At 49.5% G+C, this 19,417-nt stretch carries 20 protein-coding genes and 2 pseudogenes; 5 read left to right on the top strand and 17 right to left on the bottom strand.

Translation table 11 applies throughout. From position 1 onward, the window contains the following. The 9 genes and pseudogenes from L1N85_RS22570 to L1N85_RS22530 all read right to left on the bottom strand — a co-directional run. On the bottom strand, positions 1-66 hold a 66-nt coding region (locus L1N85_RS22570), incomplete at its 3' end, for a transposase (RefSeq protein ID WP_235241309.1). A 28-nt stretch (positions 67-94) separates the two neighbouring features. Further along, positions 95-561, bottom strand: a pseudogene (locus tag L1N85_RS22565) (helix-turn-helix domain-containing protein); the annotation flags it as partial. A 332-nt stretch (positions 562-893) separates the two neighbouring features. Then, positions 894-1,220, bottom strand: coding sequence for a type II toxin-antitoxin system RelE/ParE family toxin (locus L1N85_RS22560; RefSeq protein WP_235241307.1), 327 nt, complete (start codon positions 1,218-1,220; stop codon positions 894-896). Beyond that, positions 1,204-1,476 (bottom strand): type II toxin-antitoxin system Phd/YefM family antitoxin, encoded by a 273-nt coding sequence (locus L1N85_RS22555; RefSeq protein WP_235241306.1) that lies wholly within the window; start codon positions 1,474-1,476, stop codon positions 1,204-1,206. The genes L1N85_RS22560 and L1N85_RS22555 overlap by 17 nt, the downstream gene beginning before the upstream one ends. Positions 1,477-1,625: 149 nt before the next feature. Beyond that, positions 1,626-2,480, bottom strand: coding sequence for an inositol monophosphatase family protein (locus L1N85_RS22550; protein ID WP_235241305.1), 855 nt, complete (start codon positions 2,478-2,480; stop codon positions 1,626-1,628). Between the two features lie 105 nt (positions 2,481-2,585). Beyond that, positions 2,586-3,407 carry a sulfite exporter TauE/SafE family protein gene (locus L1N85_RS22545; RefSeq protein WP_235241304.1) on the bottom strand — a complete coding sequence of 274 codons (822 nt, stop codon included), beginning with the start codon at positions 3,405-3,407 and terminating at the stop codon, positions 2,586-2,588. 174 nt (positions 3,408-3,581) lie between these two features. Continuing rightward, positions 3,582-3,899 (bottom strand): hypothetical protein, encoded by a 318-nt coding sequence (locus tag L1N85_RS22540; RefSeq protein ID WP_235241303.1) that lies wholly within the window; start codon positions 3,897-3,899, stop codon positions 3,582-3,584. 346 nt (positions 3,900-4,245) lie between these two features. Beyond that, positions 4,246-5,364: a D-alanine--D-alanine ligase gene (locus L1N85_RS22535; RefSeq protein ID WP_235241302.1), complete on the bottom strand. Its 1,119-nt coding sequence runs from the start codon at positions 5,362-5,364 to the stop codon at positions 4,246-4,248. Between the two features lie 22 nt (positions 5,365-5,386). Beyond that, complete coding sequence (locus L1N85_RS22530) at positions 5,387-6,691, bottom strand: amidase domain-containing protein (protein ID WP_328285266.1); 1,305 nt, start codon at positions 6,689-6,691, stop codon at positions 5,387-5,389. Positions 6,692-6,927: 236 nt separating this feature from the next. On the opposite strand from L1N85_RS22530, the gene acnA reads away from it, so the two are divergent. Then, a complete protein-coding gene (acnA, locus tag L1N85_RS22525; RefSeq protein ID WP_328285265.1) occupies positions 6,928-9,642 on the top strand; it encodes an aconitate hydratase AcnA in 2,715 nt (904 codons plus the stop codon). A gap of 69 nt (positions 9,643-9,711) precedes the next feature. Here acnA and L1N85_RS22520 read toward each other — a convergent pair whose 3' ends face one another. Continuing rightward, complete coding sequence (locus L1N85_RS22520; RefSeq protein ID WP_235241300.1) at positions 9,712-10,455, bottom strand: IclR family transcriptional regulator; 744 nt, start codon at positions 10,453-10,455, stop codon at positions 9,712-9,714. 238 nt (positions 10,456-10,693) lie between these two features. Between L1N85_RS22520 and L1N85_RS22515 the strand changes: the two genes are divergently transcribed. Both L1N85_RS22515 and L1N85_RS22510 read left to right on the top strand, forming a co-directional pair. Beyond that, positions 10,694-11,749, top strand: a complete 1,056-nt coding sequence (locus L1N85_RS22515) for an alpha/beta hydrolase (RefSeq protein ID WP_235241299.1) — start codon at positions 10,694-10,696, stop codon at positions 11,747-11,749. Between the two features lie 84 nt (positions 11,750-11,833). Next, entirely contained in the window at positions 11,834-12,922 is a 1,089-nt protein-coding gene (locus L1N85_RS22510) for a Fe-Mn family superoxide dismutase (protein ID WP_235241298.1), read from the top strand. Positions 12,923-13,105: 183 nt separating this feature from the next. Here L1N85_RS22510 and folE read toward each other — a convergent pair whose 3' ends face one another. From folE to L1N85_RS22475, 7 genes are all read right to left on the bottom strand, one after another. Next, positions 13,106-13,699, bottom strand: a complete 594-nt coding sequence (folE, locus tag L1N85_RS22505; protein WP_235241297.1) for a GTP cyclohydrolase I FolE — start codon at positions 13,697-13,699, stop codon at positions 13,106-13,108. 38 nt (positions 13,700-13,737) lie between these two features. After that, positions 13,738-13,959, bottom strand: a complete 222-nt coding sequence (locus tag L1N85_RS22500; RefSeq protein ID WP_235241296.1) for a YneF family protein — start codon at positions 13,957-13,959, stop codon at positions 13,738-13,740. A 115-nt stretch (positions 13,960-14,074) separates the two neighbouring features. Then, on the bottom strand, positions 14,075-15,244 hold the full coding sequence (gene queG, locus L1N85_RS22495; RefSeq protein WP_235241295.1) for a tRNA epoxyqueuosine(34) reductase QueG: 1,170 nt from the start codon (positions 15,242-15,244) through the stop codon (positions 14,075-14,077). 3 nt (positions 15,245-15,247) lie between these two features. Then, positions 15,248-15,682: a ribonuclease HI gene (gene rnhA / locus L1N85_RS22490; RefSeq protein WP_235241294.1), complete on the bottom strand. Its 435-nt coding sequence runs from the start codon at positions 15,680-15,682 to the stop codon at positions 15,248-15,250. Between the two features lie 29 nt (positions 15,683-15,711). Further along, on the bottom strand, positions 15,712-16,326 hold the full coding sequence (lepB, locus tag L1N85_RS22485) for a signal peptidase I (RefSeq protein ID WP_235241293.1): 615 nt from the start codon (positions 16,324-16,326) through the stop codon (positions 15,712-15,714). Continuing rightward, positions 16,323-16,880, bottom strand: a complete 558-nt coding sequence (locus L1N85_RS22480) for a DUF402 domain-containing protein (protein ID WP_235241292.1) — start codon at positions 16,878-16,880, stop codon at positions 16,323-16,325. The genes lepB and L1N85_RS22480 overlap by 4 nt, the downstream gene beginning before the upstream one ends. 111 nt (positions 16,881-16,991) lie before the next feature. Then, a complete protein-coding gene (locus tag L1N85_RS22475; protein WP_235241291.1) occupies positions 16,992-17,414 on the bottom strand; it encodes a GNAT family N-acetyltransferase in 423 nt (140 codons plus the stop codon). A 353-nt stretch (positions 17,415-17,767) separates the two neighbouring features. Between L1N85_RS22475 and L1N85_RS22470 the strand changes: the two genes are divergently transcribed. After that, a complete protein-coding gene (locus tag L1N85_RS22470) occupies positions 17,768-18,379 on the top strand; it encodes a superoxide dismutase (RefSeq protein WP_235241290.1) in 612 nt (203 codons plus the stop codon). Between the two features lie 858 nt (positions 18,380-19,237). Next, positions 19,238-19,417, top strand: a pseudogene (locus L1N85_RS22465) (hypothetical protein); the annotation flags it as partial.

Raw genomic sequence — 19,417 nt, 5'->3', positions numbered from 1 at the left:
CAGATCTCGATGGTGATGACTGCCGCAGCTTGGGCATTCCCATTCACGCAAGGCGAGATTCTTCACGTCTTTGTTCTTCGTTCCGCAACAGGAGCAACGCCTGTACTTCGGTTTCTACCAATAGTGAAACGAAGTATTTACCGCTGGGTTGAAGGCGAATCGTAGCATTTAAGATTCTTCCCTCGACCGCACGACTTTTGGAAAAACGAACCAAACCGAGCTTTGCTTCTTATAGTAGCGGGTATACGAATCATTTAGATTTTCAACCGATTTTTGTAAGGCTATGCTATCCGCTTCTTTAAGAAAAGGATAATGCTGTTTTAACTCCCGAACGCCTTTGATGGCTTCATATTTGTTAAAAAACTCGCCTTTCCACTCATTTGAAGGCAATTGACCGCTTTGCTTCATTTCTTCGACAATGTGCCAATAAGCATCCTTTTCTAGCTGCTTGGCCAAGAAAAAATTAAACACAAATCGAGTGCAGCCTATCGTTTTGTTCATGAGTATTGCTTGTTTTTTGTTAGGATAGATACGAAATTTGTAGGCTTTATGGACGAATATTGGGATCACCCCCTCACCCAAATTATAGCACATATGTTCGCATTTATAAACCAAAAAGAAATCGATTCATCTCCCCCTTACTATGTTGAAGAGGGAATCTTCTCGACTGAGATGATAAACAAAAAGGGAGGGCTAACTTAAGCCTTCCCTTTAGCTATACTTAAACTTATTCCCCTAGATTTGCTCTCAACTTACGGAGCATTTCAAAAGTATTCATGTATTCAATTCCGAATCAATTCCTGCAAATTCTGCTTTTGCGTAATCAAAATATTGAAAACTCGCACCAAACCATATGTGAGCTAATTCGTGTGCTATCGTAAACATTTGAGCGGCTATTCAAACGAGCAAAACAATTCACGAAGATAATCTCTACGCCCATGCAAAATACGATGGATGATTACTTTATCATCAATGATCCGATAGAAAACCAAATACGGATTCACAACAATAAATCGGTAGCCACGCTGTATAAGCGTATATTCTTCGTCTGACAATACAGAGCCCATACTTGGGAAATCTGCTAAACCTGCAATATAATGATCTAACTTTTCCAGTATGTTTTCTGCGACGGAAACATTATCCTGGGATATAAACGAAAATATTTCATCCATATCATCAACTGCTGCTTGAGAATATTTGATCTTATTCTTTGGCAGCATTGATCTTCCTCCGCATACGTGCAATTACTTGATCATGGTCAAGTAATTGTGTTCCTTCGGCTACCTGCTTTTCTGCTATCAAAAGCTTAGATTGTAGTTTGATGCGAGCTTCCATTCGTCGAAATGCCTCATGACTCATAACAACTAAGTCGGCTTCCCCGTTGCGTGTTAGAACCACTGGCTCATCAAGCTCATGGCAATATTTCGAAAAGCCATTGTAATCCTGTCTAATTGTAGTAGAAGGCTTAATATTCACTCTCTACAACCCCCTTCTTAATGACATTATTCTGACGATATTATATCATTAAACTAACAATTGTTGCTACTCTCCGCTTATCACTCTCCATGATCTAAATAGAGAAGGACAACGCACCGGCACGTCTGCGGTTCGTTGTCCTCCTGCTTCTATTGATTCGCTTCTGCGTGAGCAAGCGCGGCTATAAGCTCCTGTTGTATGATGCCGTTCGAGGCCACAACGTTGCGTACGCCTAAATGATAGGGATTGCCAAGCGTATCGCCTACGACGCCGCCGGACTCTTGAATAAGCAAGGCACCGGCCGCCAAATCCCAGCTATTAAGCCCGATTTCCCAAAATCCGCTTAAACGACCCGCGGCGACATAAGCCATATGCAGCGCTGCCGATCCGGCAATGCGAAGGTTGCGCACCTGCGGAGCAATCGCTCCGATGCCTCTCAGGTTCAAGGGCAGCGCATATTGATGATCGGCGGGAAGCCCCGTAGCCACTAGGCTGCCCCGCAGCGTCTCTTCCTTTGATACCTGCATCCGCTTGCCATGGACGTAGGCTCCTTTCCCTTTTTCCGCGACGAACAGCTCATCCTTCATCGGGTCGTAAACCACGCCGACGATTACTTCACCGTTATGCGCGAGCGCAATCGACACGCAGAAAAAAGGGAAGCCGTGCACAAAGTTTGTTGTTCCGTCGATCGGATCGACGATCCACAAGTATTCCGCTTCCCGAACGTCCTCTAACGCTTTCGTCGAAGCCTCCGGTCCCGGCTTTACGCCCTCCTCCCCCAAGAATGAATGATGAGGAAAATGGGTCATAATTAAATTGCGAATCAATCGCTCCGAGCCTTTATCGACTTCCGTAACCAGGTCGTGCGAGGAATATTTTATATCAAGGCTTGCGTGATTTCCAAGCTTCGTCTGTATCCATTCTCCTGCCTTTGACGCACAATTGATAGCGACGGCAGTAAAGCTTTTCCCGCCTATGACGGAACCATTATTCTGGTCACTCACGGACTATCACTCTTCCCTCTATGTAAATTCATGAACGCAGAGTCCATGTCCTCCTAATGATACGTATGAACCTTGCACCAAGTTTCGTATTTGAATAGTTCCACCTTACCAAAATGACCGCAAGCCTTCAACAATTAATTGTCCAGCTAACAACAGCAGAGTAACTCTTAAAAGCCATAAGAGCCCTTTTCCGCTCATTCTGACCGCAATAGCCGCGCCTAATTTTCCGCCAATCCACGCTCCAGGGACAAGCGCCAGCACCAGAAGCCAATTCGTATCTCCTAGAACGGCGTGCATCCCGCTTCCAAGGATCGAAGACAAAAAGATAACGAACATCGACGTGGCCGTTGCCATGTGCGCCGGAAAGCGAAACAGTAACACCATTAGCGGCACAAACAACGATCCGCCCCCGATTCCGAATAAGCCAGATATGAGGCCGACGCCAAATCCGATTGCAAGTGCGGGTATAATACCGTAGCTATACGTATGCACCTGTCCTGATGCATCCTTTACGGTACGCACGATCGGCCATTTCTTCGTAAACGGTTTCATATAGTCACGAGCGATCAGGAGCGAGGCCATAAGCAGCATAAAGACCCCAAATAAAAGCTGGAATACACCAGCAGGCAAAAGTCCCGTTAAGGCAGAGCCCAGAACTGCAGCAGGACCGCTCGTTATAAAAAATAGTCCGCCGCTGCGAAAATCAACGATATTGCGCTTTGCATAGGACATCGTTGAAGCAAGCGCCGTCACAACCAGTACTGTCAGCGAAATGCCGACAGCCTCAGCATGTCCAATCGTGTCGCCGGTAAGCACGGACCCAAGAAGCATCAGGACAGGTACGATAATAATACCTCCGCCAAGTCCGACAATGCTGCCGAACATAGCTGCTACAAGGCCGAGCAATACGAGAAGAAACCATTCCATGAGAGTTATTCACCTTTTCGATGACGTTATCAATCAAGCTGGCGCGGTGAGGTCCGAAGCGTAAACCGATGCTTAAAACGAGACGACAAGGCACCGAACTGACGAATAAAACGTTCGCCGGCCACTGCCTTGTCGCCTATGCTCCACCGATATGTATGTTACATTTAGTCGCAGCTAAGCCCTTTCCCCAAAAAACATTTCAAACGCAAGCGCCGTTTGAACTTTTGCTTCTTCAGCCGTAAGCTTTCTCACGAGCTCCATCTCCACTTGCGTTACTTCCTCGCCTTGAAAATTAATTTCTGCGATAGAAGCCAGGATACGGACAATTGCGATTGCTTCATTGGCCGGTGTGTAAGCAATTACCTTCTGGCCAGTCGGAAATACGCGAAAGCCGCTCTTGACCATTTTGCCCCGACCATATTCCAACAATTCATACAGCTCTTGTTCGGACTTGAATTTGCACACAGAATTATATTCGGTTGCAAAACCCATAAATTTTCCCTTCTTTCAGTGAAATTTCTACCAAACCTTCAAAGGGTTTTACTACCAAACCTTCAAAGGCTTTCGAACCCTCCCTTCCAAGGGAGGGCCCCAAGGGTTGCACCCTCTGGACTCCCGCAATTGGACTAATGTTCGAGCAGGTGAGATGGATGTGAGTTACTGTTGAGATGCGCTCGCATTCGTCCCTGCGGGACACGCTTCAAGTTTCGTGCACCTGGGCTGCCTGTTCCTGAGGGTCACGCTGACAGTGGATGATTCCCGCTAAATGAAATAGACGGTTTAGTTTCGTTTTGCGAAACTAAACCGGGGTTTTTTGTTTATGGTTTGACAGCCTCTGTTATTTTGCCGCGCCGCCGGTGTAGTCTATACGTTGTTTTTCGGCGTGGCGGGCAAGGGCTAAGGTGATCAGGGTGTCCAGCAGCTCTTTATATGGAATGCCTGTTTCCTTCCACATGAGCGGGTACATGCTGTATGGAGTGAAGCCGGGCAAGGTGTTAATCTCGTTAATAAACAGCTGATTATCCGCTTTGCGAAGGAAAAAATCGACGCGGGACAAGCCGGAGCCGTCGATGGCTTGGAAAGCTCTGACCGCCATTTCGCGGACGGATTCGGTCATTTCGGGCGACAAGTTCGCCGGAATTTGCATGGTCGATTTGCCGTCGATGTATTTGGCTTTGTAATCGTAAAATTCATTGGAAGCCGCGATTTCGCCCGGCACGGATGCCTTGGCGTCATCATTGCCAAGCACGCTTACTTCGATCTCTCTTGCATCGACGAACTCTTCGACGATGACCTTGCGGTCAAAACGGAACGCAAAATTCACGGCCTCGATCAGCTCTTCACGATTTTTGGCTTTGGACACGCCTACGCTCGAGCCCAGGTTGGCCGGCTTGATGAAGCACGGATATCCTAGCGACACCTCGCATTCCATGATGAAGAACGAAGCGTCTCTCTCCCACTGCGTGCGGTTGAAATAGCGGAATACGCATTGGGGCAAGCCCTCTTGGGCAAACACTTTCTTCATCATTATCTTGTCCATCCCAACGGCAGAAGCGAGAACGCCTGCTCCGACGTATGGAATGTTGGCCATCTCGAACAAACCTTGAATCGTTCCGTCCTCGCCGAACGTGCCGTGCAAGAGCGGGAACACAACGTCGATCGGCGGCACACCGCTGTCTCCGGCAAGTCCTCCGCTTAAGCCGGCAAATACCGGAGCGAGCGCGAAGCCTGTTTGCTCCGCCTCGCTTGTATCGAAACGAAGCTCTTCAACGCTCGCTGGACGAGCCCCAAGCACTTGGCTTGTTTTCCACTGGCCTTGCTTCGTAATATAGAAAGGTTTAATTTCATATTTGTTATAATCAAACTCGCCCATTACAGCGAAAGCCGTTTGAAGAGAGACCTCGTGCTCTCCCGATTTCCCCCCATACACTAAACCAACTCGAACTTTGCTCCCCATGGCATATCCTCCGGTACGATAATTATATTAGATCAGCAATATGAAAAAAACGATATTTCGTCTGTTCCGTCCAAGCGTAGGAATCGCGATAATCCCAATATCGATGCCTGCTGGATACGGTATTTGCATTGACGAGCGGCATGCCGAACGAGTCAAAGGCGGTTACGATCGTGCTGTGCTGGAAGCGTTGATCGCCATTCCAGTCATACGTAATCACATCTCCAAGCTGGAGCTCATCCGCCGATTGCACAATCTCAGCGCGAAGACCCGAGGACCTGGAAGCAGTCAAATAATTGGTCAGCGCATTCGACACTGCCCAGCTAAAGCTCCACCATTCACTGCCTTTATTTCGACCTTTATACCACCAGCCCGTTTCTCTCTTACCAGTATAGTTCATCGGAGCATTGCCTGCAAAGATACACTGCGAGACGTAATTGGTGCAGTTTACCTCGAATAGTTCATAAGACGGATTGCCTTCCTTCCACCAGCGGTCCGCATAAGCGGCAACCAAATCTCTCCTGTAACGAATGCCTGCTGGACGGTGTTTGAATTGCGGTAATAGGTCATAATTTAAGTATGGTGTTGAAGGTGAGGACATATCGCCAAAAAGCTCCGAATAGTCATCCACGGTCATCCAATTGTCCGTGGACGTGCCAAATCGCGGTCTTCGCTCCGCGATTAGCGGCTCTACTCGCAGAACAACCCAACAGTTCGCGGACAGCCCTAGCCAAAGACGCTCATATTCGGATCTTTCCTCCATGTAATAACGTCCCGACTGTTCCATCCTTCTCTTAATATGGAGCCTTATAAGCACAGATACCTCGCTGGGCGATTCGTTCACACGAATGAGCTCGGCCTTGGTCTCACTGCCTGCCGGCAGCGCGCCTCTAAGTAAATCACGCTCGCGCAGCCGCTCAAGTCTGCTGCGAAGGCGGGCACAGTGATCGCGGTCCGACACGTAATCGGTCAATACAGTCGCATGCTGATTCGTTTCGGCCTGATTGTATAAGCTCACATAAAGATGAACGGCCGACTTCCAGCCATTCTCGCTATCTTGCTGCCGTTTATGATCATAGTCCGATGAGCGAAGGAGCGAATTGAGCTTGGATTGCGGCTGCCTTTCCGGCTGTGAGGATATGCCGGCGCGTTCCTGTACGCGAGACAAAGAAGAAGCAGCTCCTTCTTGCCGATCATCCTCTTTAAACGGCGGTGAGACATGAATGGCAGCCTTTTCCTGCAGCTTGCGCTGAGAGGCTATCGGTTTTGACGATGCATGATTTCGCTTCTGATTCTGACTGCCCGATCCCCGGTTACCCGTTCGCGGCATCGCAATCCCTCCTTGAGCTTAACGTGATGCGGCAGAATAACTGCTTCATTATATGAGACGATATGAGGTTTCATGTAATATTCGCAGGATTCGTTTTCAAACTGGTTTACATGCGTAAAAGGACATAATTGGTCTTTACGGAACGGCTATTTTAACGATATACTATAGATATAGCGATTTTGAAATCGTGTTTCACACAATGAAACACGAACTATATTCAAAAGAGGAGAATGACGATGTCTACACAAAATCATTATTCGGTTCGCACGACGCTGGACGCAGGCGGCAAATCATTTGCTTACTACCGTCTGGGCGGACTTGAAGAACAAGGACTAGGCGACATTTCGAGACTGCCTTTTTCCATCAAAGTATTGCTTGAAGCAGCTGTTCGTCAATTTGACGGCCGCGCCATCACACCTGAACATGTTAAACAGCTTGCTACATGGGCGGACGGTCGTGAAGATAAGGAAATTCCTTTCATCCCTGCCCGTATCGTATTGCAGGACTTTACCGGCGTACCGGTTGTTGTTGACTTAGCTGCAATGCGCGACACGGTGAAAAAAGCAGGCGGAGATCCGAAAAAAATTAATCCGCTCGTTCCGGTTGACCTTGTAATCGACCACTCGATCATGGTTGACGCTTTCGGTACGCCAGAGGCGCTAGAGTATAACACCAAGGTTGAATTTGAGCGCAACGAAGAGCGTTACCGTTTCCTTCGCTGGGCGCAAACGGCATTCGATAATTTCCGTGCGGTTCCGCCGGGAACAGGTATCGTTCACCAAGTTAACCTTGAGTACCTGGCTTCCGTAGCCGCTACAAAAACAATAGACGGTGAAACTGTCGTTTACCCTGACTCCCTCGTAGGTACGGATTCCCATACCACCATGATCAACGGCCTTGGCGTTGTTGGTTGGGGCGTAGGCGGTATCGAGGCTGAAGCGGGTATGCTTGGACAGCCGCTTTACTTCGTCATGCCTGATGTTATCGGCTTCAAATTGACTGGTAAGCTTGCAGAAGGCTCCACGGCTACAGATCTTGCGCTGACTGTTACTCAAATTTTGCGTAAAAAAGGCGTAGTAGGCAAGTTCGTCGAGTTCTTCGGCCCAGGCTTGTCAAACATCAGCCTTGCTGACCGCGCGACGGTTGCCAACATGGCACCTGAGTACGGCGCTACGATCGGCTTCTTCCCTGTCGATAGCGAAACGCTCAGCTACATGCGCCAAACAGGCCGTTCCGAGGATTTAATCGAGCTTGTTGACAAATATTACAATGCGCAAGGCATGTTCCGCACGGATGCGACTCCAGATCCTGTATTCTCTGATATTGTTGAGCTGGACCTTTCGACGATCGTTCCTTCGCTTGCAGGTCCGAAGCGTCCTCAAGACCGCGTAGAGCTTACAGCGATGAAAGAATCGTTTAATGACATCATTCGCACCCCGATCGATAAAGGCGGTTACGGCCTAAGCGATGAGAAAATCGAGCAATTCGTAACGGTTAAGCATAATGACGGCCAAGTGAGCAAAATGGGCACAGGCGCTGTCGTTATCGCGGCGATTACGAGCTGCACGAATACATCCAACCCTAGCGTTATGGTCGGTGCAGGCCTTGTTGCGAAGAAAGCCGTTGCCCTTGGCCTTAAGAAGCCGGCTTATGTGAAAAGCTCCTTGACGCCTGGCTCGCTCGTCGTTACGGAATACTTGACGAAAGCAAACCTGATTGAGCCGCTTGAAGCGTTGGGCTTCCATGTTGCCGGCTATGGCTGCGCGACGTGTATCGGCAACTCCGGCCCGCTTCCTGACGAAGTAAGCAAAGCGATCGCAGACAACGATATGACGGTTTCAGCTGTTCTTTCCGGTAACCGTAACTTCGAAGGCCGCGTTCACGCTCAGGTAAAAGCTAACTACCTGGCTTCCCCGCCGCTAGTTATCGCATACGCGCTTGCCGGAACGACAAATATTGATCTAACGACCGAGCCAATCGGATTTACAGAAGACAACAAGCCTGTATTCCTCAAGGATATTTGGCCGACTTCGCAAGAAATTAACGATGCGATGACAGCTGCTCTGAATCCGCAAATGTTCCGTGACAAATACGAGAACGTATTTACGCAAAATGAGCGTTGGAACGCGATTTCGGTACCAAAAGGCGAGAGCTACGAGTGGGATGCTAAATCGACTTACATCCAAAACCCGCCGTTCTTCGAAAACCTGGGTCCCGAACTAACGGATATTCAAGATATTCACTCGGCAAGCGTGCTTGCTCTTATGGGCGATTCTGTCACGACGGACCACATCTCCCCTGCCGGTAACATCACGGTTAACAGCCCAGGCGGCCAATACTTGATCGAGAACGGCGTCGAGCGCAAAGACTTCAACTCCTACGGCTCCCGCCGCGGTAACCATGAAGTCATGATGCGCGGTACGTTCGCGAACATCCGTATTCGCAACCAAGTGGCGCCTGGCACAGAGGGCGGCGTAACGACTTACTTGCCAACCGATGAAGTGATGTCCATTTACGATGCATCGATGAAATACCAAAAAGACGGCAAAAACCTTGTTGTCCTGGCCGGTAAAGAATACGGTACGGGAAGCTCCCGTGACTGGGCGGCAAAAGGTACGTACCTGCTTGGCGTCAAAGCCGTAATCGCGGAAAGCTTCGAGCGTATTCACCGCTCCAATCTGGTTGGCATGGGCGTATTGCCTCTTCAATTCCCAGAGGGTCAAGGCTGGAAGACGTTAGGCATCACTGGTCGCGAGACATTCGATATCGGCGGCTTGTCCAATGATGTTACCCCAGGTACGCAAGTAACGGTTAAAGCTACTCGCGAAGACGGCACAACGTTCGAATTCCCTGCAATCGTGCGCCTGGATTCGATGGTTGACGTCGACTATTATCGCAACGGCGGTATCCTGCAAACGGTACTCCGCCAAATGATTGCAAACATGAATTAATTTGCAGCAGCAACAAAAAACCGCAGGTTCCAGGACATACCTGGAACCTGCGGTTTTTTTGCATAACATCTATAAAATCATAATGCCCATCCGCTTGGCGGATTCCATCATTACCGGGGCGTATTCCCTCATCGTATCCATCGTCAGCCTGCTTGCCGGGCCTGATACGGACAACGCAGCTGCTATTTTTCCCGTACGGTCAAAGATAGGCGCCGACAAAGCCGCTGCCCCCGGCTCGCGTTCCTCGAAACTGGTTGCATAGCCATTCAAGCAAATTTCGTCCAGCTGCTGCTTATATTGATCGAGATCGATCGAATACAACCACGAGGGATTGCCGAAAATGCTTTCCTGCACAATAGGCTCCGAATAAGCAATGAGCACCTTGCTTGATGCGCCCGCATAGAGCGGCAATCTGACGCCTACCGGAGCTACCCGGCGAACAGGCTGACTGCTCTGCACGGCTTGAATGCGGATCCTCTCCGACCCGTCTCTTACATATATGCTGACCGTCTCTCCAAGCTGGTCCCGCAGACGTTCCATCTCGGGAAGCCAAATCGTCGCTTGGTCATCCGTTCGTGATAGGTTAGCGGACAGCTCCCATACCTTAAGTCCCAAATGATACCGGTCCGTTGACCGATCCCGTTCTATGAAACCCTTCTCCTCCAAAGTAGCGAGCATGCGGTGAACGGTGCTTTTGTGCAAGCCGACATGTTCGGATATTTCCGTCATCGCCCAGTCCGTCTTGGAAGTAAAGCATAGCAATATATCCAGCGCCCGATCCACCGCTCGAACCGTCGATTTTCCATCCTCCATGCAGCCGCACCTTCCCTTCCATATAGTTTCATCCAATGAAACTGCTTCTCATTCAGTATAACTCAATGCGTACATGAACGTAAAGAAAAGACTTTTACATTACAGCTATATTACAACTGATTAACAATATACCGACATCAATTGACAGGCATATAGGACCAGACTACGATAAAAGTACTAGAAAAGAAAAGCGCTTACAATGAGGATTTACCGTACATCATAGTTAGGAGATGAAGATATGAACATAACAACAATGACACCGCTGCCGCTTGAAGGTAGATTTCCGCAAGGCCTTCAGCCGTTTCCTAATCCGGACACAGACCATATCTTCGCTCGCAACAAAACTAAAAGCCGGGGCAAGCATTTGTTGATCGCCTCGATCGCTTCCGTTACGGCCATGTGCTTTCTTGCTGTCGTCATTTTTCACGGCTATGTGGCTTGGATGCTGGCCTATCCTTTCGTGGCACCGCTATCGTCAAATCCGAATGCCGCTATCGGCGTAGAATATGAGGATGTTATTTTTCCTAGCAAGAGCGGCAATACAACCGTCAGCGGCTGGTTCATCCCGGCGGATTCCGATGCAAGCGAGCCTGCCCGGTCGCTGCGAACTGTTGTATTCAGCCATGGCTACGGAGCCAACCGCGAAGAAACTTGGGTGCCGATGTACGAGCTATCGAAGCTGCTGCACGGTTTGAATTATAATATATTGATGTTTGATTACAGCTACGCCTCGAAAGAATACAAGGCACCGGCCACTGGCGGCCTCGAGGAGTCGCAGCAGCTGCTAGCGGCAGTTGATTATGCCAAATCCCGCGGCGCCGAGGATATCGTGGTCTGGGGCTTCTCCATGGGTGCAGGAACCGCTCTGCAGGCTGCGCTTCAAACCGAAGAAATAGATGCCATGATTCTAGACAGCTTGTTCATACCAAGCTCCCAGGCCTTATTTAATAATATAAATCAATTCGTATCTCTTCCTAATTTCTCGCTGCCTCTTATCGAATCGTTGATTCCGCTTTGGACGGGTACCAGCTTCGGCTCCATTCCGGCAAGTGAGGTTATTTCGAACGTATATGATATTCCACTATTCATTATTCACGGAACAAATGATGTGAAAGCTCCGTTCCAAACCGCTGAAGCGATAGCGGAAGGCCAAAGCCACTTGCTGTCCCGCAAGTGGATCGTTCCGGACGGCCAGCATGAGATGCTGTTTCGGGCACACAAGGCGGAATACATTCAACGGGCTGCGTTATTTTTGAGCCAGGTAAATCAAAAGCTCCAAACTGACAGAGCCTAATCAAAAAAAGCACGACATAAGCCTTCGAAGCAGCGAATACATCTAGCATAGATGCACTTGTTGCGACAAAAGGAGGCGATGGTCGTGCTTTTTGTTTACGGATCGCTCATGCCCGTCCGAGTTATGGAACTCATTCGTCATTGGAAAATGCAAGAGAAGGAGCATACAACCGTTATTTTGCAGGCGGTTCCTGAGCTGGAACGCCAATATGTGCAGCTGCTCCAATCCTGGGACCCGGTCTTTTCCCATACTGCCCACTACGCAACGCAATGGCTGGACGAATGGCTGCCTTACCCGACTCGCCTGCCTTCGCAAGTCGAACAAACCGTCGAGTCGTTGGTTGATGCGGCTCTTGAGCAGTCTCGCACCTACGTCGATCAGCTCTCGCAGCTGGTCGATCGAACGAGCTCGCCCGCCGGCCCTTCCAATTATCGCACCGTCATCCTGCATGCCATTCGCGAATCGAATTATTATATTGGATTAATGAGCGCCTATCGTCAAGCCTCGAACAGCCCGGGCAATCGCGAGCATCGCGCCCCTCTTCAGCAGGTACCGATAGGCGGGCACACACTGCCTCCCCTCCCTTACCCATACGATGCCCTTGAGCCTTATATCGATGAACAAACGATGAGAATCCATCATGATATTCACCACCAGTCTTATGTGGATGGATTAAATAAAGCGGAAACGCAGCTGCAGATCGCCCGTGACACCGGAAATTTCGACCTCGTGAAGCATTGGGAGCGCGAGCTTGCTTTTAACGGTGCAGGGCATTACCTCCATACGCTTTTCTGGAACAATATGTCGCCTTACGGAGGAGGTGATGCTGTCGGTACGCTCGCGAGCCAGATCGCGAATGACTTTGGCAGCTACGCTGCCTTTAAGAAACAATTCAGCGAGGCGGCAGCAAAGGTCGAGGGGGGCGGCTGGGCTATTCTCGTATGGAGTCCGCGCAGCCGACGTCTCGAAATCTTAACGGCCGAGAAGCACCAGAACCTGTCCCAATGGGACGTTATTCCATTGCTCGCGCTCGACGTGTGGGAGCACGCTTACTATTTGAAGCATCAGAACAGACGCCCCGAATACGTGAAGGATTGGTGGAATGTCGTCAACTGGCCTTATGTAAGCGATCGGTTCGAGGAAGCGCGCAGATTGGTTTGGGTGCCGTACTGATTACGCAATGAAGATTTGTACACTATCTTCCCTCCGTCTAGCCCTATTCGACGCGCTATGATGGTTTTTCACAGTAACCTCTCTCGGGCCCCGCCGTCTGGAGAGCTACACCGGCAACTTACTGCCAGCTACAAAAAAACTCCGCCGGGAGCACACTCCCGGCGGAGTTTTCAGAATATAAATCTATTGCTTCAGCAAAGTGAGAAATTCGGAACGAAGAGCTGCACTGCTGCGGAATTCGCCCCGGACGGCGGACGTTACCGTCTTGCTGCCCGGCTTCTTCACGCCGCGTGCGCACATGCACAGGTGCTCGCCCTCCACGACGACCATTACGCCATGCGGCTTCAGCTCTTCCTCTAAAATATCCGCGATCTGCGACGTGATTCGTTCCTGCACCTGCAGCCGCCGCGTAATGGCCTCTACCAATCTCGCAATCTTGCTGAGTCCGGCGATTTTGCCGCTTGGGATGTAGCCGATATGAGCTTTCCCGAAGAATGGAGCCATATGATGCTCACATTGGCTGTAATAGACGATATCCTTCACGATCACAAGCTCCTCGTGCTGCTCATCGAACGTTACGCCAAGCACTTCGCGGGGATCAACCTCGTAGCCTGCAAAAATCTCTTCATACATGCGTGTTACGCGGGCAGGCGTTTCAAGCAGCCCTTCACGCTCTACATCTTCTCCGACGAGCTTTAAGATCTCTCTAATGTGGTACTCAATCTGTTCCTGGTTGCTCGTCACCATCGAATTGACGTAATCCTTCTTACCCGCCATTTCAGAACTCCCCTTCCGGCCTCACTCACCCATTCGCTTTATCTGCGTGGAAACTTTTGATTTTTCATCATGTTTTGCGCTTTGTTCATTTGCTGCTTATTCAGATTGTAGCCCATTTGCTTAGCCATCTTCTGAATCATTTCCGGATCATTCTGCATCTTCTCCAGCTGCTTCCGCAAATAGAATACGCCTGCAAAAAAACCACCGGCTGCTCCTGCTAATAACGTAACGATAGGTACCACAATATCAACCCAAGACATAAATGTCACCCGTCCCTTTCCAAGCTCCTGCTGTGTATAATGTTCCCATGATAGCATGTTCAACCCATGTTCGCAATGAACAGATTGAGGCATGTCCCCAGCCTTTCACCCGCTCTTACACGCTGTCCCCTTGCAGCCTCGCCGGATTTGATTGCATGGTCTCAATCGCGCTCGAAATAGCCGCCAGAGCCTCCTCATCACTCTCTTTCGCCGAGGCAGCGCGCAGCGCCTCTGCAGCTTGCTCGCCGCCGATGCGCGCGAGCGCCCACGCCGCCGTGCCGCGAAGGACAGGACGTGTATCCTGCTCCAATACCCGGATCAGATCAGGGACCGCGCCAGCCTCTTTAAAGTTGCCAAGCGCGATAACCGCATTCCGCTGGATCGGCTTCTTCCCGCGCCATGCGGAGGAGGTGCGCCCATATCTCGCTTGAAACTCTTTATTGCCCATCGTAAGCAAGGGAACGAGGAGCGGCTTGACGAGCTCCGGATCAGGCTGCAGCTCCGGCTGATGTGTCCAATTTTTACCCCGGTTAACCGGGCAAACCGTCTGACACGTATCGCAGCCGTATAGCCTGTTGCCGATTTTGCGCATGAACTCATCCGTAAGCATTCCTTTCGTCTGAGTGACGAAGGAGATGCAGCGGCTGGCATTCAATTGCCCCGGACCAACCAAAGCATCCGTCGGGCAAGCGTCGATGCATTTCGTACATGAGCCGCAGCCCTCCGTGATCGGCTCATCCGGTGCGAGCGGCAAATTCGTAATCATCTCGCCAAGATAAATCCATGAGCCAAGCCCGGGCGAGATGATGGAGCAATTTTTGGCGCTCCAGCCAATGCCCGCGCGCTCCGCGACCGCCCGGTCTGACAATGCTCCCGTATCGACCATGCTTTCTGCGCGCAGCTCGGGAACGCGTTCTCTCAACCATTCCTCCAGCTTTGCCAATCGGTCACGCAGCACGCGATGGTAATCGTCTCCCCAAGCCGAGCGCGACATTATGCCGCGTCTCGCTCCAGGTTCCGACTTCGGAGGGTCCTTCAGCTTCGAAGGATAGGCGATCGCGATCGCGATAATCGATTGCGGCTTATCGAATAGAAGCGACGGATTCGTCCGCTTCTCTATGTCAGGCTCCTCAAAGCCGGATTCCCTGCCGAGCTCGCGATGCCTGAGCAATATTTGTTTTAGAGAAACGAAAGGGTCGGCGGAGGCGATTCCAATTTTATCGATGCCCAGGATTGGCGCCGCCTCGAGCAGCTCCTCCTTCAGCTTTACCCACCGGTCTGTCATTGGTTACAACCTTCTGATGGCTTCGCGGGCAAGCTGGTCGCAGCGATTATTCCATTCATTATCGCTGTGACCCTTCACCTTCACATATTCAACCTTATGTTTGTTCATAAGCTCCCACAGCTCTTTCCACAAATCCTGGTTTTCGACCGGATCCTTCTTGCTGTTCTTCCAGCCATTGCGCAGCCAGCCGTTAATCCAGCCCTTCTGGAAGCAATTTACGACATAAGCCGAATCGCTGTATACCTTCACCTGGCAAGGCTCCTTGAGCAGCTTCAGCCCTTCGATGACAGCTTGAATCTCCATTCGATTGTTCGTTGTATGCTTCTCCCCTCCGGATATCTCCTTCTGATGAGCGCCAAAAAACAGCACCGCTCCCCAGCCGCCCGGACCGGGATTGCCGGAGCACGCGCCGTCCGTATAAATCATAACGTCCTTCATCCTTGACCCCTCCTTATATACGTCTGCCTTTAGAGTGCCCTTATCTCTTTGAACGGCCATAAAATATAATCGGCTCTCCCGCGTATCAGCTCGCTCGGAACGGCATGGAATGAGCGGCTGTCCATACTTGCGCGCGCATGCCGGTTGTCTCCCATCACAAAATAATGCCCTTCGCTGATTACTTCCGGTCCGTAGCTCATATCCTCAATAACGGTATCCGTATAGGGCTCGTCTATCAGCTCCCCGTTACGGTACAGCCGCTTATCATGGATTTCGATCCGATCGCCGGGGACACCTACTACCCTTTTCACTAGAAATTTTTTGTCTTTGGCATTTGAGTCCGGCTCGGTCAAAATAACAATATCACCAGTCTTCGGCTCGCCTGTCAAGTAAACGAATTTATTAACGAAAAGCCATTCGTTATCGGTTAACGTAGGTTCCATCGAATGCCCCTCAACCGTTGAAAGGTTAAAAACAAAAAAATGCAAAGTCATTACGACCGCGAAGGCAATGACTAACGTTTTCACCCAATCCAGCAGCTCTCTCACCCATTCGGGGCGCTTTTGGGCCGTTAAAACAGCAGAAGGCCGATCCTCGTCTGCCATCCCCGCCTCGTTCTCCCTATCCCGCTCCAGCAAGTTCATTCATTCACCTCATCGATTTGTTTAAACCATTCCTCAAAATATTGAGTCACAACTTGTTCATGGAAGGGAGCTTGTTCTTGATCGATTCGCAGCAAAAGCGCATCCAGCCCCTCCCGCACCTTCTCATCTACCATTTTCGGATAATGATACGCTGCTTTATGCATGTCATACTCGTCTTGATCCACAACGAACCTTTCGCCGTCCGCCGTGCGAATAACATCCAAATCGTAATCAATATAGGTAAGCACGTCTCCTTGCAAATAAGGCGGCGAAGCAACGTTGCAGTAATAGCGAACGCCCCCTTCCTCCAGCAGGGCAACGACATTAAACCATTGGCCAGGTATAAAAAAGGAGACTGCAGGAACTCGGCTGATCCATATTTTCCCGTCAGATTCTTGAATCGGCGTTTGGCGGTTAATGAGCACTGTCATCGACTCCGCCCGATGCTCAGGCGTTAGCAGCTCATCCGGAACAAGCCAATTCTGTTGCCATGTACGGTGCAGGTGACCGTTATGCTTAAAGCTTTTGATGACACAGTGCCGATAATGTTCCATTCCGTTCTCCTCAAAAAAAGGTTATATGAATAAGAAAAGCATATCTCACCGCCAAAATCAATGACGATGCAGATATGCCCTGCGTACAACTCACATGCAGTAAAGTTAGCGTTAACCCGTTACAATGGCTAGTTTCTGAAAAGACCGGAAAAAGTCATTTGAAGCGTACCCCATCGACTCATATAACGGCAGAACCGGTTCATTGTGCTCGTCCGCGGTAATAAGTATCTTTGTGACATGACGCTGCTCGAAGCGCTGGCGCAATCCATGAACGAGCGCTTTGCCGATTCCTTTCCGTTGATGCAGGGAAGAAACGGCGATGCGATAGTAATAACCCTTGTTATTATCAATCGTACCGATGATCATGCCAACAATCTCTGAATGTTCGACAGCGACTAGAACTAAATCGCTATCCCATGACAATTGGCGAGCAAAAGCTTCCATCGTTTGTTCGTAGCACTCTTCTGTTAGTACATCCTCAAGAAGTGCCGTAATTGGTCGGTAATCGGACAGCTGGAAGGAACGAACATTCATTACATTTACACCTTCTATACCATGTCATAGTGCTGCATTTAGATTATAATACGACAAAATTTAACGAAATCCTGCTTCTATCTTTAATATTCCTTAAAAAAATTAAACAAATCATCGATTATCTCCTGAAAGCGCTTAATATTAAACGCTTTCATTCATTTTAATGATCTTCCTGTAAATTTATTGTTAGCGGACCGCGGCATTCGCATAATTTTCGACACTCAGTGATATCCTATTTTAGGTCATGACGGGTCATTCGCGCCTCCCGACTTTTGAAACAATAATGTTGATTTATTCGATCGGATAAGGGATAATGGTTAAGGATAACTACATATATTAGGAGGCTGTAAAAAATGGCACATCAACTACCTGCTTTGCCGTACGCGCACAACGCACTTGAGCCGCATATCGATGCGACTACTATGGAAATTCACCACGGCCGTCACCATAACGCATACGTGACTAACCTTAATGCTGCTTTGGAATCCGCTCCGGAATTGCAAAGCAAATCGATCGAAGAGCTGATCTCCGATCTAGCCGTCGTGCCTGAAGCAATCCGCACCGCTGTTCGCAACAACGGCGGCGGACACGCTAACCACAGCTTGTTCTGGGAAACAATCGGACCAAACGCCGGCGGAGCGCCGACAGGCGATCTTGCAGCAGCTATCGAAAGCGAGCTTGGCGGCTTTGACACATTCAAAGCTGACTTCGCGAAAGCGGCAGCAACCCGTTTCGGCAGCGGCTGGGCTTTCCTTGCGGTTGCCGGCGGCAAATTGAAAGTATACAGCTTGCCTAACCAAGACAGCCCGATCATGGAAGGCGAAACGCCAATCCTTGGTTTGGACGTTTGGGAGCACGCTTACTACCTGAACTACCAAAACAAACGCCCTGACTACATCGCAGCTTTCTGGAACGTTGTAAACTGGGATGAAGTCAGCAAGCGTTACGAAGCAGCTGTAAAATAGTATCGATTCCGAAAGCGGCGCTGTCTCTCTTATGAGACGGCGCCGCTTTTTTCGTTGTTATAGATGGAGTGCAAGAGGAAAAATCCAGAATTATTCAGCGGTTTTGGGTGAACTCGTTGGAGAACCGGCGATGCTGCATAATAGATCTAATTTCTAGCTCTATTTTTGCAATATTAGTTAGTTTGGAGGAAATAGATCTAGTTTTTAGCTCTATTTCAGAGCCGTGGTGTGTTTGAGCTCTGTTTGATGGCGGGTGGTGCACAATAGATCTAATTTCCAGCTCTATTTTTGCATTTTTGGTTAGTTTGGAGCAATTAGAGCTAGTTTTTAGCACTATTTCAGATTCGTGGGGTATTTGAGCTCTGTTTGAGAGCGGGTGAAGCAAAATAGAGCTGAAATTACCGGTAAATTGCCTCGTCTTATGCACGTTGGACGTTGATTGACAGTCTTCATTTTATAGTTACTTGCTTCGTTAAAGGCGTAATGTAATTATTTTACATGCAGGAATTACATGCATGACTTATGCAGTTCGCGAGATTAATTGGTAATTGTGAGAATCTATGTTTGAATAAACCGGTCGCTAAGTTAGAAGTAATACATAAGTGAGAAGTTACTGTATAAACCCATCATAGCGCGTCAAACAGCCCCTATAAAAAGGGTCGAACTGCATAAGTCATGTTACATGTAGTCCACAATTTCTTTTTAACGAGATTAGCTCAAATTAGATCGATATGGGACAGGGATATATAGCATTCGTTCATCCTTTTTTGAGCTTCCGCACACCGGATGGGCGGGCGCCGCATACGATACAGCAGGATATTCGCCTAATCTGTTTCGTGAAGGAGACTGAGTTCTTGTATGGAATATACTTACACTAACCAGCAACATTATCTCGTGGAACCGCAACAAGCGCTACCAGCCGGCAGCGACTGCGGCTGTAGAGGACCACGCATGTTAATGCCGCAGCCGGGAGGCCTGGGAGGCTTATTCCCGCCAGGGCCGGGGCCGTTCCCGCCAGGGCCGGGGCCGTTCCCGCCG

The organism is Paenibacillus alkaliterrae, from assembly GCF_021532375.1.
Taxonomy (GTDB): Bacteria; Bacillota; Bacilli; order Paenibacillales; family Paenibacillaceae; genus Pristimantibacillus; species Pristimantibacillus alkaliterrae.
This window is presented reverse-complemented; position numbering and strand designations above follow the sequence as displayed.